General features: G+C 59.6%; 17 protein-coding genes and 1 riboswitch. Of the genes, 6 read left to right on the top strand and 11 right to left on the bottom strand.

What is annotated here, in order from left to right; translation table 11 throughout:
- Positions 1-69: 69 nt before the first annotated feature.
- Complete coding sequence (locus L362_RS19000) at positions 70-240, bottom strand: con-10 family general stress protein (RefSeq protein ID WP_013097201.1); 171 nt, start codon at positions 238-240, stop codon at positions 70-72.
- A 391-nt stretch (positions 241-631) separates the two neighbouring features.
- On the opposite strand from L362_RS19000, the gene wrbA reads away from it, so the two are divergent.
- Together wrbA and L362_RS19010 are read left to right on the top strand one after the other, a co-directional pair.
- Positions 632-1228: an NAD(P)H:quinone oxidoreductase gene (wrbA, locus tag L362_RS19005; protein ID WP_008499831.1), complete on the top strand. Its 597-nt coding sequence runs from the start codon at positions 632-634 to the stop codon at positions 1226-1228.
- Positions 1229-1248: 20 nt separating this feature from the next.
- Positions 1249-1476 carry a YccJ family protein gene (locus L362_RS19010; RefSeq protein WP_008499832.1) on the top strand — a complete coding sequence of 76 codons (228 nt, stop codon included), beginning with the start codon at positions 1249-1251 and terminating at the stop codon, positions 1474-1476.
- 35 nt (positions 1477-1511) lie between these two features.
- On the opposite strand, the gene agp is transcribed toward L362_RS19010, so the two are convergent.
- Positions 1512-2753 carry a bifunctional glucose-1-phosphatase/inositol phosphatase gene (gene agp, locus L362_RS19015; RefSeq protein WP_023343731.1) on the bottom strand — a complete coding sequence of 414 codons (1242 nt, stop codon included), beginning with the start codon at positions 2751-2753 and terminating at the stop codon, positions 1512-1514.
- 152 nt (positions 2754-2905) lie between these two features.
- Here agp and L362_RS19020 point away from each other — a divergent pair, with 152 nt between their 5' ends.
- Together L362_RS19020 and L362_RS19025 are read left to right on the top strand one after the other, a co-directional pair.
- Positions 2906-3349, top strand: a complete 444-nt coding sequence (locus L362_RS19020; protein WP_008499834.1) for a winged helix-turn-helix transcriptional regulator — start codon at positions 2906-2908, stop codon at positions 3347-3349.
- A gap of 126 nt (positions 3350-3475) precedes the next feature.
- Positions 3476-4270 carry an SDR family NAD(P)-dependent oxidoreductase gene (locus L362_RS19025; RefSeq protein ID WP_023343730.1) on the top strand — a complete coding sequence of 265 codons (795 nt, stop codon included), beginning with the start codon at positions 3476-3478 and terminating at the stop codon, positions 4268-4270.
- A 1-nt stretch (position 4271) separates the two neighbouring features.
- Here the strand turns inward: L362_RS19025 and L362_RS19030 are convergent, their stop codons facing one another.
- On the bottom strand, positions 4272-4631 hold the full coding sequence (locus tag L362_RS19030) for a winged helix-turn-helix transcriptional regulator (RefSeq protein WP_008499836.1): 360 nt from the start codon (positions 4629-4631) through the stop codon (positions 4272-4274).
- Between the two features lie 100 nt (positions 4632-4731).
- On the opposite strand from L362_RS19030, the gene L362_RS19035 reads away from it, so the two are divergent.
- Complete coding sequence (locus L362_RS19035; RefSeq protein ID WP_023343729.1) at positions 4732-5481, top strand: SDR family oxidoreductase; 750 nt, start codon at positions 4732-4734, stop codon at positions 5479-5481.
- A 1-nt stretch (position 5482) separates the two neighbouring features.
- On the opposite strand, the gene L362_RS19040 is transcribed toward L362_RS19035, so the two are convergent.
- On the bottom strand, positions 5483-5986 hold the full coding sequence (locus L362_RS19040) for a DedA family protein (RefSeq protein WP_023343728.1): 504 nt from the start codon (positions 5984-5986) through the stop codon (positions 5483-5485).
- Positions 5987-6145: 159 nt separating this feature from the next.
- Positions 6146-6315, top strand: a riboswitch (M-box (ykoK) riboswitch).
- A gap of 60 nt (positions 6316-6375) precedes the next feature.
- Here L362_RS19040 and L362_RS19045 point away from each other — a divergent pair.
- Entirely contained in the window at positions 6376-7377 is a 1002-nt protein-coding gene (locus L362_RS19045; RefSeq protein WP_023292830.1) for a magnesium transporter, read from the top strand.
- A gap of 84 nt (positions 7378-7461) precedes the next feature.
- On the opposite strand, the gene hpxK is transcribed toward L362_RS19045, so the two are convergent.
- The 7 genes from hpxK to hpxU form a co-directional block, all read right to left on the bottom strand.
- The gene (gene hpxK, locus L362_RS19050; protein WP_023343727.1) at positions 7462-8691 is read right to left on the bottom strand and encodes an allantoate amidohydrolase; all 1230 of its coding nucleotides are present in this window, start codon (positions 8689-8691) and stop codon (positions 7462-7464) included.
- On the bottom strand, positions 8688-9929 hold the full coding sequence (locus L362_RS19055) for a pyridoxal-phosphate-dependent aminotransferase family protein (protein WP_023343726.1): 1242 nt from the start codon (positions 9927-9929) through the stop codon (positions 8688-8690). Before L362_RS19055 ends, hpxK begins: the two co-directional genes overlap by 4 nt.
- Positions 9930-9942: 13 nt before the next feature.
- Complete coding sequence (locus L362_RS19060; protein ID WP_008499843.1) at positions 9943-10680, bottom strand: amino acid ABC transporter ATP-binding protein; 738 nt, start codon at positions 10678-10680, stop codon at positions 9943-9945.
- Positions 10661-11317, bottom strand: a complete 657-nt coding sequence (locus tag L362_RS19065) for an amino acid ABC transporter permease (RefSeq protein ID WP_071530936.1) — start codon at positions 11315-11317, stop codon at positions 10661-10663. Before L362_RS19065 ends, L362_RS19060 begins: the two co-directional genes overlap by 20 nt.
- Entirely contained in the window at positions 11317-11982 is a 666-nt protein-coding gene (locus L362_RS19070; protein ID WP_023343724.1) for an amino acid ABC transporter permease, read from the bottom strand. Before L362_RS19070 ends, L362_RS19065 begins: the two co-directional genes overlap by 1 nt.
- Before the next feature lie 4 nt (positions 11983-11986).
- On the bottom strand, positions 11987-12769 hold the full coding sequence (locus tag L362_RS19075) for a transporter substrate-binding domain-containing protein (RefSeq protein ID WP_008499846.1): 783 nt from the start codon (positions 12767-12769) through the stop codon (positions 11987-11989).
- Between the two features lie 191 nt (positions 12770-12960).
- Positions 12961-13800 carry a MurR/RpiR family transcriptional regulator HpxU gene (gene hpxU / locus L362_RS19080; protein WP_023343723.1) on the bottom strand — a complete coding sequence of 280 codons (840 nt, stop codon included), beginning with the start codon at positions 13798-13800 and terminating at the stop codon, positions 12961-12963.
- Positions 13801-13887 lie beyond the last annotated feature (87 nt).

Raw genomic sequence — 13887 nt, 5'->3', positions numbered from 1 at the left:
ACAGTTCAATGTTGCAGAAATAAAAAAACCGCCGGGGGAAACCCGGCGGCAGGGAGTCAACCTGGCGAATTACTTATTGCCGCCATGGCTGTTTTTCCCCCCTTTCTTGCCAGCCTCAGATGCGCGCTGAGGGTCATTTTTAAAATTCCCCCCGCTATGCTGGCCACCTTTACGGCCTGCTTCTGATGCTCTTTCACGGTCTTCTGCGAAATTACCTGAACCACCACGATGGTTTGCCATCTCTAACCTCCAGAGTGTGAAACATTAGACATCATATTGCATTCAGTAAAAGAGGATTCTTTCACCTCGCGGCTCAAGGACAACGCCTTTATCTGTGCCGCGTGAAACTAAGCTTAGTGGAATGAGGTTATCCGGCAAGCCGAAGGTAATATCCTGCAACATGATCTCAGTCTTTCGGGTGAGATGACGCGGCGGTAATTCATAAGCCTTTCTTATCATTTTAAAAATCCGCACCGGGAAAGTTGTATCATTTTGCTACAAAGCCATTTTTCTCCTCATGTTGTTATAAATCAAATAAATGGCGTTCATTTTTGCAGTCTGGCTGTGATGACATATCTTTAAAAGAGCGCAGCGATCCGCTGTCAGAGAAACCAACGAGGAGTGAAGCAAAATGGCAAAAGTTCTGGTGCTCTATTATTCCATGTATGGACACATTGAAACCATGGCTCACGCGGTAGCAGAAGGTGCAAACAGGGTTGACGGCGTTGAGGTTGTGGTGAAACGCGTACCGGAAACCATGCAGGCGGAAGCCTTCGCGAAAGCCGGGGGAAAAACACAAAACGCCCCGGTCGCCACCCCGCAGGAGCTGGCGGATTATGATGCCATTATCTTCGGCACCCCAACCCGCTTCGGCAATATGTCAGGCCAGATGCGCACCTTCCTCGATCAAACCGGCGGACTTTGGGCATCCGGGGCGCTCTACGGCAAACTCGCCAGCGTATTCAGCTCTACCGGGACCGGCGGCGGTCAGGAGCAGACGATTACCTCAACCTGGACTACCCTTGCTCATCACGGGATGGTGATTGTGCCAATTGGCTACGGCGCGCAGGAGCTGTTTGATATTTCCCAGGTGCGCGGCGGTACGCCGTACGGTGCAACCACCATTGCCGGTGGGGATGGTTCACGCCAGCCAAGCAATGAAGAACTGTCTATCGCCCGCTATCAGGGTGAATACGTCGCGGGTCTGGCCAAAAAACTCAACGGCTAACACCCAACAGGAGGACAAGCATGCCAACTCAAGAATCCAAAGCTCACCACGTGGGCGAATGGGCAAGTTTACGCAACACCTCTCCGGAGATTGCCGAAGCTATCTTTGAAGTCGCGAAATACGATGAAAAGCTGGCCGAGCAGATTTGGGAAGAAGGCAACGATGAAGTGCTGGTGCGCGCCTTCGAAAAAACGGACAAAGACTCGCTCTTCTGGGGTGAGCAAACCATCGAACGTAAAAACGTTTAAGCGTTTCCCCCCGCCATCACGCGGGGGGTTCTCTCTTACTTCGCCGCGTTATTCATCACCGCATTGAATTTATCGACAGGACAGAAGCCGTTCGCATCCACCGGGCAGCCCTTCAGCTCCAGCGTCACGCGCTGCGCCGGAGACTGCAGCGACAGCACGCTGGCGTTGCGCAGCTGCTCTGAGCTCTGATAGACATACTCAATTTTCATCAGCTCCTGGTTGGCATTTTTGTCATGCCAGCGCTGGAAGACAATCTTGCCGCCAATCGGGGTGCGCTCCTGCTGGTCGTGCAGCTGGTACGGTTTGAAATCGAGGGCGGTGAGCAGGGAAGCAATGTTCGAATCATGCCCCACCAGCAGGGTGATCTTTGGCGCTTTCGCCTGCTCGGTGACCAGCGTTTTATCGATATACTTCACCAGCGGTTTCGCCACGTTTTGCGCCACCTCGGTAGAGGTAAACAGCGAGTCCTGATAGCCGTTTTTCAGCTTCGACAGCACGCGCCACTGCTGGTCGGTTTTGATTTCACCCCAGGCGACCTGGTCGGCCGGGAAGCCTTCGTAATACTGCAGCGTGAACGCGTCCACCAGCGAGTTACCCACCTTCAGCGGCCCGGAAACGCCGGGCTCTTTTTCATAGTCGGCGCTGAAGGTATCTTTCGCGTCCGCCAGCGAGCAGACCTTTTTCTCTTTGCAGGACGGCGAGTCGGCGTAGTTGGTCATCTGCTCCAGCAGCTTGTAGCTTTCACCAAGCTGCATTTTCTCCCGCTCGGACTCCATCGCCTTGAGCGCTTTTTCGCGGAATTCCGGCGAGTTATCGGTAATCACCGGATTGAATGTCGGGTCCATGGTGCCCATTTTTTCCTGATGGTGCACGGGCACATCGCAGCCCGGGAACGCGCCGGTAATGAAGAACTGCGCGGTGGCGACGGTGCGCTGCAGGCTGTTGGCGTAAGCATAAACGCTATCCGCCGGTGGACATTCTCCCGTCTTCACCATCCCCTGCTGCGCCAGCCACTCGCGCATGTAGTGCCCCATATACACCTCCAGCACGCCACCTTTGGTGGTGAGCTGGCCGCCCGGCACCTCCCACTCCGGCCACTGCTTCGGCGTGGACTGCTCCAGCACGCTGCCGTTATTGGCCAGCGGCGCGCGCAAGTTGTGACGGCTCATGATTAAAACTTGCTCCAGTTGATACCCTTCCGGCGTCTCTTGCGCCTGTACGCCAAACGTTGCTGAAATGGAACCGGCGACTGCCAGCGCGAGTAGTGCTTTTCTCATCCCTAATTCCTCACTCGTTTTAAAATGTCGCGTTCAGTGTGACAGGTTCGTCACAATTTTCCGGGAAGCATTTCTCAAACTGATGATTAACGTGCTTACGGAGTGTGCCAATTAGTTTTATAATAAAACCACACCCCACCGGAGAATTCGCTGTGAAACGTACCCGCCTTGAAGAGAGCACCTGCCCCGTCGCCCGTTCGCTGGATATCATCGGCGACTGGTGGTCGCTGCTGATCGTTCGAGACGCGCTTCGCGGTATTAAACGCTTCGGCGAGTTTCAGAAAAGCCTCGGTATCGCGAAAAACATGCTGACCACGCGGCTCAAGCTGCTGGTGGACGAAGGCATCCTCCGGCTTCAGCCCGCCTCCGACGGCAGCGCCTGGCAGGAATATGTCCTGACCGACAAGGGACGCGCCCTGCAAACCGTGCTGGTTGCCTTGTCCCAGTGGGGCAATGAATTTTTGTTCGCGGAAAACGAATGCGGCACCGTTCTCGTCGATAGCGAACAGCGCAAACCGCTGCGAAAACTGATGCTTATCGCCGACGACGGGCGCGAACTGACGCCTGAAGAGATCGTGGCCAAACTCCCCTCCTGAGCCCACCCGCCAGGCAAAAGCAAAAAAATCTCGCCAATGTGGTTGCATTATAAAACCAAATGACAGAGAGTTAATTCAGTTTCATATTGAAACCAATATAACCCACTTTGCCTGAGGTAATGCATTATGACTACGCAAATCACCACCGCCCTGATCACGGGTGCCTCTTCCGGGATCGGTGCCGTCTATGCCGATCGCCTTGCCGCGCGCGGTGCCAACCTGGTCCTGGTCGCCCGCCGCGAGGATCGCCTGAAAACCCTCGCCGCCGACCTGCGCGCGCGCTACGGCGTGGCCGTCGATATTCTGGTGGCCGATCTCACCGATGAAGCCGGGATCCGCGCGGTGGAAGAGGAACTGCGCAGCAATACCGCCATTGATACGCTGGTTAACAACGCGGGCACCGCGCAGATGGCGCCGTTCCTCGCGGGCGAGGTGGCGCAGCATCAGGCCATCAATACCCTCAACACCACGGCGCTGATGCGGCTGACCTACGCCATTCTCCCGCGACTAGCGCGGAACAATCGCGGCACGCTGATCAATATCGCCTCGGTGTTATCGCTCCATGTCCGTGCGGGCAGCGCGCTCTACAGCGCCACCAAGGCCTGGGTACTGAGCTTTACCCGCGGACTGCAGGAAGAATTTGCCGACAGCAGCGTGCGCATTCAGGCCGTGCTGCCCGCCGCGACCGCGACGGAGATCTGGAGCCATTCTGGCGTCACGGTGGACGATCTGCCGGAAGGATCGGTGATGACCACCGACGATATGGTGGATGCGTCACTGGCGGGTCTGGATCAGGGCGAACCGATCACCATCCCGCCGATGCATGACGTCAGCCTGTGGGACCGCTACGAAGCGGCGCGCCTCGAGCTGTTTAACAGCGCGCGCACCGGCATCCCGGCTCCGCGCTACGTAAAGCAGTAGCCTAACGCTCCAGCTGGTCGCCGTACTCGCTCATCCAGGCAGCCAGCGGAGAGAGTGCATCCTGCAGGGTTAACCCCAGCCCGGTAATCTGATACTCCACGCGCGGCGGGATCTCCGGGTAGACAGTCCGCGTCACCAGCCCGCGCTGTTCAAACAGGCGCAGCTGCTTCGTCAGCTCTTTCTGGGTGATGGGTGCAGCCGCCCGCAGCAGATCGCCAAAGCGGACAGGCGTGTTAATCACAATAAGACGATAAAGGATCGGGATTGCCCATTTGCCGGAAATCAGGTTTACAAACTGCGTCATCGGGCAGGTATAGGCCTCAGATTTTTTTTCACAGCACTCACCCAGCATTTCTGCCATAGCACACCTCTTGCCTCGTTAGTATCCATTTGGTACCTGGTTTCCTTTCGATACTAACGTTTCTATAGTGCTTTCTCCAGTGACATTTCAGGAGAAGAACATGGGTCGTTTAACCGATAAGTATACGTTGATTACCGGCGGCACCAGCGGCATCGGTCTTGCCACCGCGCAGGCGTTTATCGCCGAAGGCGCCCGCGTCGCCGTGACCGGACGCAACCCGGACACCCTCGCTGAAGCTGAGCGCATTCTGGGCGATAAGGCCTGGGTGATCCCGACCGATGCGGGCGATATCGCCTCGCAAAAAGCGCTGGCGGAAACCCTCGCCGCCCGCTGGCCGCGCCTGGACGCGGTGTTTCTCAACGCCGGCGACGTGACGCACGCGCCGCTGGAAGCCTGGCAGGAAGAGGCCTGGGACCGTCTGATGAACATCAACCTGAAGGGGCCGTTCTTTTTAATCCAGGCGCTGCTGCCGCTGCTGAATAACCCGTCCTCGATAATCCTCTGCGGCTCCGTGAGCGCGCGCATCGGCCTGCCCACCAGCAGCGTGTATGCCGCGAGCAAGGCCGCCCTGCTGTCGCTGGCGCGCACGCTGTCGGCAGAGCTGCTGCCGCGCGGGATCCGCGTCAACGGCCTGAGCCCCGGTCCGGTGGAGACCCCGGCGTTTACGAAAACGGGCTTAAGCGACGAGGCGCTTAACGCGATGATGGCGGAAATCATCAAGCTGGTGCCGCTCGGCAGAATGGGCTCGACGACGGAGCTGGCAAAAGCCGCGCTCTATCTGGCCTCCGACGAGTCGAGCTACACGGTGGGAACGGAGCTGCTGGTGGACGGCGGCATGGGAAGTCTGTAATTCAAAAGGCGCTGATGCCGGTGACCGCGCCGACATACAGCGCCGCCCACGCGCAGGCGGAAAGCAGGCTGACGGCGTAGACTTTGACGGCGTTAAGCCTGAGCATACCCGCCGCCAGCGGCACGACATAACGCAACACCGCCAGAAAGCGCGACGTAAACAGGGCGATGACGCCGTTTTTTTGCAGCTGATGCTGGACCCGTAAAAATGTAGCGGCATGCTTTGACGTGAAGCGCGTGACCAGCCGGGTGTGCCCCATCAGCTGGCCGATATGGTAATTCAGCATCGAACCTGCCGTCGCCCCCATCACCACGGCCAGCCACGCCAGGGTAGGATGCATGCTCCCCTGGCTGACGCCGATGCCCGCCAGCAGCATCACCGAGGCGGGAGGCAGCACGGAGGAGATCAGCACCGTCGATTTGCTCAGCGCCATCACGAATAACAGCGCGAACAGATGTGCCGGATACAGCGCAAAATGATTCAGCAGATTATCAAGCCACGCCATTTTCCTCTCCCCCGTTAATTATTTAATTCTCCATTTAAAATGAATAACCTTAAATAAACCCTCAACATTTTATTAATAATATTTATCTAAACCGTTCTTAAACATTATTTAATTTTCTGAGCGCTAAATTTAAACAGGCGTATTATCCCTCTCGTTTTACAACGATCTCGTTATGGCGAGGCTCCTGTACAAATACACGTTATCGCTCTGGTAGGTTCGAGAGAACCGGCACAGGGTAAAACAGGCACTGTCGAATCAAGGCTTTGTCAGTATAACTTCCCTTGCGGGATACGGTGTACAGTGCTGAACCCAGGACGTGGGGATCTCCTCTTCGACATGCCCTGTCTTGCTCGCCCCTGAGAGATGTTATTATTCAAAGGGAATTCACTATGTCTTACGCTATTCACAACCAAAACCTGGCATTCAATGACAGCGCGGTCGCGCAATATATGAATACCGATTTTGTCGTCCTCGATATTGCATTATGCGTGGCGCTGGCACGCGAGCAATTCTTCAAAAAATTAAAAGACGATGATATTCCGTCGCATATTTTTATTGAAGACAATGGCCGCCTTGCGGGGATGGTTGCCGTGCGCAAGCTGCTACAGACCACAGATACCGTACAGCCAATTAAAAGCCTGATGATTTCGCAGTTTTTGCAGGTCAAACCGGAGGATGAACGTGCCGATGTTGCAGGGCTGCTGGCGCACGGCGACGCAGATGTCGTGCCTGTGGTGACCCACGGCAAACTCGTCGGCTGCCTGACCGAGCGGGAAATTGCCCATCTGCTGGAAGATGACGTCACCGAAGATGCCCAGCTTCAGGGGGCGACGCTGCCGCTGGAGAAGCCCTATCTGGAAACCAGCGCCTTCAGCCTGTGGAAGAAACGCTCCGTCTGGCTGCTGCTGCTGTTTGTCGCCGAAGCCTACACCAGCTCGGTCATTCAGCATTTTGAAGAGGCGCTGGAGTCCGCCATCGCGCTGGCATTCTTTATTCCGCTGCTGATCGGCACGGGCGGCAACAGCGGGACGCAGATCACCTCCACGCTGGTGCGCGCCATGGCGCTGGGTGAAGTTCATCTGCGCGACGTGGGCCGCGTGCTGCGCAAAGAGATGACCACCTCGCTGATGATTGCCGTGACGCTCGGCATTGCCGGGTGCATTCGCGCCTGGATGATGGGGATCGGGCTGGAGATTACGCTCATCGTCAGCCTGACGCTGGTGTGCATTACGCTGTGGAGTGCGATTGTCTCGTCCGTCATTCCGATGGTGCTCAAGCGCTGCGGCATTGACCCGGCGGTCGTCTCCGCGCCGTTTATCGCGACGCTGATCGACGGTACCGGGCTGATTATCTACTTTAAGATCGCGCAATATACGCTGGGGCTGGAGTGATGTGATTCCTTGCCGGGTGGCGCTGCCGCTTACCCGGCCTACCCATCCCGTAGGCCCGTGCAAGCGCAGCGCGCCGGGCAACAATCAGATCGCACCAAGCGCTCTCACCGCCTGCCTAAATGCCTCAATCGCCAGGGCAACATCCTCAGCCATCACCGATTCCGCCGGATGGTGGCTGATCCCGCCCTTACAGCGCACAAACAGCATCCCCACCGGCCAGCGTTCCGCCAGGGCGATGGTGTCATGCCCGGCGCCGCTGGGCAGAGATAACGAGCGCCCCTGCACCGATTCAACCGCGTCGCCCAGCAGGCGCTGCAAACGCGCATCGCACGGCGTGGCGGCGATCCGGTAAAACTCCTCGGCGCTGAAGCTCAGCCCGCGACGGGCGGCGATCGCCTGCGCCTGCGCCAGCAGTTCAGCGAGCAGCGCGTCCAGCGGGGCATCCTGCGGGCCGCGAATATCCAGCGAGAGCGCAACCTCACCGGGGATGACGTTGACCGCGCCGGGCAGGCAGCGCAGTTCTCCGACCGTTGCCACCCGGTTGCCGCCCTGCTGCCGGGTGGTGTTTTCAATCAGCACCATCCACTCGGCGGCGGCGGCCAGAGCATCCTTACGATGGTTCATCGGCACGGTACCGGCGTGCCCGGCCTCGCCGGTGAAGCGGCAGTTGAGGCGGCGCGCGCCGTTGATGGCTTCCACCACGCCCAGCGCCAGCCCTTCCTGCTCCAGACACGGTCCCTGTTCGATATGCAGTTCCAGACAGGCGCTGAAATCCTCCTGATGGCGTGCCGCGAGCGCCACGCGAGCGGGATCGAGCCCCGCCTGCACCATCGCCTGCGCCACGCTGATGCCCTGGGCATCGCACGTCTCCAGCCAGCCCTGCGGCCAGGTGCCCGTCAGACCACGGCTGCCCAGCAGGGTGATGCCAAAACGGGTTCCCTCTTCGTCGCCAAAGCCGACAATCTCGATGGCCTGCGCCAGATGCCGCCCCTGCTGGTGCAGGCTATCCACCACTTCGATGGCGGTGAGCACCCCGAGCATGCCGTCGTAGCGCCCGGCGTTGCGTACGGTGTCCAGATGCGAGCCAAGCAGCACCGCCTGCGCCCCCTCCTGCGCGCCCTCGTAGCGTCCACAGATATTGCCCACGCTGTCCTGCCAGACGGTCATGCCCGCCTGGCGCATCCACTCCCCAACCAGCTGGTTGGCCTGGAGATGCTGCGTGGAGAGATAGACCCGCGTCAGGCCGTCCGGGGTTTCGCTGATGGCGGCCAGCGCGTCGGCGCGCGCCATCACCCGCTCTGCCGCCGGGCTCATTGCGGCGTCTCGCGACGATAGTGGTCCCACGCGGCCTGCATGGCGGCCCCCTGGGTGGTGGTGAATTTGAGGTAGTTCAGCACCGACTCCAGCGCGCTCAGGGTGGTCATCACGCAGTCCTTGCGCGCGTTGTAGCCCATGGTGCCAATGCGCCACACCCTGCCGTGCAGCGGGCCAAACGAGGTGCCGATTTCAATCCCGAAATCTTCCAGCATCAGCTTACGCACCAGGTCGCCGTTGATCCCCTGCGGGATGACCACGCCCAGCACGTTGTTCATCTTGTGCTTCAGGTCGCCGAAGGTCTCAAGCCCCATCGCCTGAATGCCCTTCAGCAGCGCATCGCCGTGCAGCCTGTGGCGGGCGATGCCGTTATCCAGCCCCTCCTGCAGGATCAGCCGCGCGCATTCGCGAGCGCCAAACAGCGCGGTGGTCGCTTCGGTGTGGTGGTTCAGCCGCTCCGGCCCCCAGTAGTCCATCACCATGCCGAGATCGAAGTAGTTGGAGTAGACCATCTCCTCGTCGCCGTCGCGGTGGGCGTCGGTGCGAATGCCCTCCTCCACGCACTTGCGGCGACGGATTGCCTCTTCCATCCGCTCGCTCAGGGTGATCGGCGACGTGCCGGACGGGCCGCCGAGGCACTTCTGCATCCCGGCCGAGACGGCATCCAGCCCCCAGGCGTCGGTCTCCAGCGCGTTACCGCCGAGCGACGCGGTGGCATCGGTGTAAAACAGCACGTCGTAGCGGCGGCAGATCGCGCCAAGCTCGGCGAGCGGCTGCAGCATGGTGGTGGAGGTGTCGCCCTGCACGGTCAGCAGCAGGCGTGGACGAATACGCTTAATCGCATCCTCCACCTGGTCCGGGGTAAACACCTCGCCCCACGGTACTTCGATGGTATGCACCTCCGCGCGGCAGCGGCGGGCAATTTCGCACAGCAGGTGACCAAAGCGGCCAAAGACCGGCACCAGCACCTTATCGCCCGGGCGAATGGCGGAGACCAGAATGGCTTCAATCCCCGCGCGGGAGGTGCCGTCCACCAGCATCGTCCAGCGGTTTTCGGTGCGGAACACGCCGCGATAGAGCGCCATCACCTCGTTCATGTAGTGTGTCATGGCCGGATCGTACTGGCCGATCAGCTGGCTCGACATGGCGCGCAGCACGCGCGGGTCGGCGTTGATCGGGCCCGGCCCCATCAGCAGGCGCTGCGGCGGGTTGATTTGCGGAAAGTGTGCGATATCCATTGTTCAGTCCTTATCAGTTGAGGCCGCGCACGGAGGAGATGAACTGCTTCAGTTCCGTGGTCTGCGGGTTAGCGAACAGCGTTTTGCTGTCGCCCTGCTCCCAGACTTTCCCCTGGTGCATAAACACCACGCGGTCGCCCACTTCGCGGGCAAAATTCATTTCATGGGTAACCAGTATGAGCGTCATCCCCTCGGCCGCCAGCTGCTCCAGCACCTTGAGCACTTCGCCCACCAGCTCCGGGTCGAGGGCGGAGGTGATCTCGTCGCAGAGTAACACTTTCGGCGACATCGCCAGCGCGCGGGCAATCGCCACGCGCTGCTGCTGGCCGCCGGAGAGGCTCGACGGGTAGTAATCCAGACGATCGCCAAGCCCCACTTTCTCCAGCATGCGCTGGGCCAATTCGCGGCATTCGGCGGCGCTTTTCTTCAGCACCCGACGCGGGGCGAGCATCACGTTCTCCAGCGCCGTCATGTGCGGGAACAGGTTAAAGCTCTGGAACACCATCCCCACCGAGCGGCTGATTTCGCGCGCCTGGGAATCCCGGTCGGTAATGGTCATGCCGCCCAGCTTGATGCTGCCGTCCTGATAGCCTTCCAGGCCGTTGATGCAGCGCAGCAGCGTGCTTTTGCCCGATCCGCTGCGCCCGATGATGGAGATCACCTGGCCCATGTCGATATCCAGATCGACGCCCTTGAGCACGTGGTTATCGCCGTAGTACTTCTGCACCTGATTAATGGTGATGAGAGGCATTGAATTTCGTCTCCAGATAGCGGCTGTAGCGCGACAGCGGATAACACAGAATAAAGTAGCCCAGCGCCACCAGCGCAAAGACCTTAAACGGCTGATAGGTCACGTTGGTCAGCATGGTCCCGGCCTTGGTCAGCTCGACAAAGCCGATGATCGACGCCAGCGCGGTGCCTTTGATCACCTGCACGGCAAAGCCGACCGTCGGCGCAATGCCGATGCGCAGCGCCTGCGGAGCGACCACGCGAAACAGGGTCTGTCCAAAGGTCAGCCCCAGACAGCGCGACGCTTCCCACTGCCCCTTCGGCAGCGCGCGAATGCTGCCGTACCAGATATCGAGCAGAAACGCGCTGGTGTAAAACGTCAGCGCCAGCGAGGCGGCGGTCCACGGCGAGACGTCGATGCCGAACAGCGCCACGCCGAAGAAGGCCAGGAACAGCTGCATCAGCAGCGGCGTGCCCTGAAACAGCTCAATATAGCCGCGGATGATGCGCTTCACCGTGCGCCCGCCGGTAAGGCGCAGCAGCAGGAGCGGCAGCGTCACCGCCGCCCCGCCGACAAACGCCACCAGCGACAGCAGCACCGTCCAGCGTCCGGCCAGCAGCAGGTTGCGAATAATGTCCCAGTCGGTAAAGGTGGTCATCATGCCTGCACCCCCAGCCATTTGCGTCCTGCCGCCATCATCAGCTGGCGCAGGGTAATCGACAGCGCCAGGTAAATGCCGGTTGTCACCAGATAAACCTCAAAGCTTAAAAACGTTCTGGACTGGATCAGGTTGGCGGCGAAGGTCAGCTCTTCATACGAGACCTGCGACACCACCGACGAGCCGAGCATCACGATGATGCACTGGCTCACCAGCGCCGGGTAAATGCGCTGCAGCGCGGGCGGCAGCACCACGCGGATAAAGGTCTGCAGCCGGGTAAGCCCCAGCACGCGCCCGGCCTCCCATTGGCCTTTCGGCGTGACCTGGATGCCGGCGCGGATAATCTCGGTGCTGTACGCGCCCAGGTTCACCACCATGGCCAGCAGCGCCGCTTCCCCCGCCGTCATCTTCAGCCCGAGATTCGGCAGGCCGAAGACGATGAAAAACAGCTGCACCACAAACGGCGTGTTGCGGATGATTTCCACGTACGCGCCCCAGATACGGCTGAACCAGGTGGTGCGTCCGCTGCGGATCGCCGCCCCGAAAATCCCGATTGCCAGCCCGCCGACGGTGGCCATTACCGTCAGCTGAACGGTGACCCACAATCCCGCCAGCAGCGCCGGCCAGTGCGGCCAGAGGGCTGAAAAATCAAGTTGCTCCGTCATCGGCTCAGGCGCCAAGGTTTGCCGGCAGCGGGGCCTTCAGCCACTGCTCGGACAGGCCGTTCAGCGTGCCGTCCTTAATGCCCTGCTCGATCAGCGCGTCCACTTTTGCCTTCAGGGCCGGTTCGTTTTTCTTCAGGCCGATAAAGCACGGCGAATCTTTCAGCATAAAGCTCGGCACTGGGGCTTTCGCCGCGTTCTGGCGCGAAATGGCCGCCACCACGAGGTTGCCTGTTGCCACGTACTGCACCTGGCCAGAGAGGTAGGCGGAGAGCGTGGTGTTATTGTCTTCGTAGCGCTTCACGTCCGCGTCTTTCGGCGCCAGGCCGGTCAGCACCATGTCCTCCACCGCCCCGCGCGTCACGCCGATGGTTTTTCCGCTCAGCGCGGCGGCGTCCTTCAGTTCAGCCCCTTTCGGACCAAACACGCCGAGGAAGAACGGCGCGTAGGCGCGGCTGAAGTCGATTACCTTCTCGCGCTCCGGGTTTTTACCGAGGCTGGAAATGACCAGATCCACCTTGTCGGTTTGCAGGTACGGCACGCGGTTGGCGCTGGTCACCGGCACCAGCTGCAGCTTGAGCTTCATCTGTTTAGCGAGATAGCGCGCCATGTCGATGTCGTAGCCCTGCGGCTGCAGATCGGTTCCCACCGAGCCAAACGGCGGGAAATCCTGCGGAACGGCAATGCGGATGGTGCCGCGCTTCTCAATATCCTGAAGCTGGTCAGCCTTTGCCGGCAGCTGTGTGAAGAGGCATGCGGCCCCGGCCAGTGCAATTAACAGTTTTTTCATGGTGCTTCCCCGTAACGTTAACATGAAACAAAAGATTCTTTGAATTTGATTTTGCAACTAATGTGCCAGATAACGCGAAGCGGGGATTTTTCTAATAAAGCCTTATAAAACGCGGGCGGGGCGAAAACGCTCTCCATTTTCGCCCCGCCGTTATGCACCATTTTAATGCAAAGCACCAGCCTGATGCCCCATTATCGCTGTTCGAGTTCGTCCAACTGCTGGTAGAGGGAGGCGATCTCGTGAATGCGCGGACGGCCTTTATCGAGGATCTCATGCAGGAAGGCGTTCGCCAGCAGGTTGATCAGGCTGTTAACCGACGAATAGCTGTCATAGGCGGAGACGCTGTCCAGCGGGGTGCAGAGCTGCCAGCTCGCCAGCGGAAACAGGCTGTGGGCCTGCAGCTCGCACATCAGCAGCACCGGAATACCGCTGCTCTGAAGCTGCTGCAGCAGCGGGCGGATGATGCGCGGGCGACGGCGAAAGGCCATCATCACCACCAGATCGTCCGGCGTTAAGTCCACCAGCTCCTCGCTCAGGCTCTGCCCCGGCTGCGGCAGGACCAGCACCTGACCGCGCGCCTGCAGCAGCTGCTGGCGCAGGTGCAGCGCCGCCGGATAAGCGTTACGCATGCCGATAATGACGATGCGCCGCGCCTTCACCATGCAGGCTATGGCGTCGGCAAACTGCTGCGCGTCGAGGGCATTGACCCACTGGGTCAGGTTCGCCATCTCCTGCTTATAGTGGCGCGCCAGCAGCGTGTTGCCCTGCACCGCGTCGCGATTATCGGTGAGCGGCATTCCGCTCTGGCGCAGGGTGCGCAGCTCGTCGCGCATGTCCTTATATTTCTCATAGCCCAGCCGCTTAAACAGACGGCTCACCGTGGCTTTCGACACCCCGCTCAGCTGCGCAAGCTCGGCGCTGTTGTAGCTAATCAGATCGTCAAAATGGTCGAATATAAAGTCCGCCACCCGCTGCTCCTGCGGCGACAGCGACGGGTATTGTGCTTTCAGACGTTCATCTAACTTTTCCATAGCGCCTCTGTAACTTTTGTTTCATTACATTGTACCTTTTTTGTATGTATTCATTATACGTGCCAGTTTACTGAAACTTTTCTTTCA

It is taken from the genome of Enterobacter sp. MGH 16 (assembly GCF_000493175.1).
In the GTDB taxonomy this organism is placed as follows: Bacteria; Pseudomonadota; Gammaproteobacteria; order Enterobacterales; family Enterobacteriaceae; genus Enterobacter; species Enterobacter roggenkampii.
The sequence above is the reverse complement of the archived record's forward strand: the minus strand, read 5'-3'. Positions and strand labels throughout refer to the sequence as shown.

What these genes read in the sequence shown, in the direction of transcription:
- L362_RS19000 (WP_013097201.1), bottom strand. Translation starts at nt 240, where the DNA reads ATGGCAAACCATCGTGGTGGTTCAGGTAATTTCGCAGAAGACCGTGAA.
- L362_RS19030 (WP_008499836.1), bottom strand. Translation starts at nt 4,631, where the DNA reads ATGGCAGAAATGCTGGGTGAGTGCTGTGAAAAAAAATCTGAGGCCTAT.
- L362_RS19075 (WP_008499846.1), bottom strand. Translation starts at nt 12,769, where the DNA reads ATGAAAAAACTGTTAATTGCACTGGCCGGGGCCGCATGCCTCTTCACA.
- L362_RS19060 (WP_008499843.1), bottom strand. Translation starts at nt 10,680, where the DNA reads ATGCCTCTCATCACCATTAATCAGGTGCAGAAGTACTACGGCGATAAC.
- L362_RS19055 (WP_023343726.1), bottom strand. Translation starts at nt 9,929, where the DNA reads ATGGATATCGCACACTTTCCGCAAATCAACCCGCCGCAGCGCCTGCTG.
- wrbA (WP_008499831.1), top strand. Translation starts at nt 632, where the DNA reads ATGGCAAAAGTTCTGGTGCTCTATTATTCCATGTATGGACACATTGAA.
- L362_RS19040 (WP_023343728.1), bottom strand. Translation starts at nt 5,986, where the DNA reads ATGGCGTGGCTTGATAATCTGCTGAATCATTTTGCGCTGTATCCGGCA.
- L362_RS19025 (WP_023343730.1), top strand. Translation starts at nt 3,476, where the DNA reads ATGACTACGCAAATCACCACCGCCCTGATCACGGGTGCCTCTTCCGGG.
- L362_RS19045 (WP_023292830.1), top strand. Translation starts at nt 6,376, where the DNA reads ATGTCTTACGCTATTCACAACCAAAACCTGGCATTCAATGACAGCGCG.
- hpxU (WP_023343723.1), bottom strand. Translation starts at nt 13,800, where the DNA reads ATGGAAAAGTTAGATGAACGTCTGAAAGCACAATACCCGTCGCTGTCG.
- L362_RS19070 (WP_023343724.1), bottom strand. Translation starts at nt 11,982, where the DNA reads ATGACGGAGCAACTTGATTTTTCAGCCCTCTGGCCGCACTGGCCGGCG.
- hpxK (WP_023343727.1), bottom strand. Translation starts at nt 8,691, where the DNA reads ATGAGCCCGGCGGCAGAGCGGGTGATGGCGCGCGCCGACGCGCTGGCC.
- L362_RS19010 (WP_008499832.1), top strand. Translation starts at nt 1,249, where the DNA reads ATGCCAACTCAAGAATCCAAAGCTCACCACGTGGGCGAATGGGCAAGT.
- L362_RS19065 (WP_071530936.1), bottom strand. Translation starts at nt 11,317, where the DNA reads ATGACCACCTTTACCGACTGGGACATTATTCGCAACCTGCTGCTGGCC.
- agp (WP_023343731.1), bottom strand. Translation starts at nt 2,753, where the DNA reads ATGAGAAAAGCACTACTCGCGCTGGCAGTCGCCGGTTCCATTTCAGCA.
- L362_RS19035 (WP_023343729.1), top strand. Translation starts at nt 4,732, where the DNA reads ATGGGTCGTTTAACCGATAAGTATACGTTGATTACCGGCGGCACCAGC.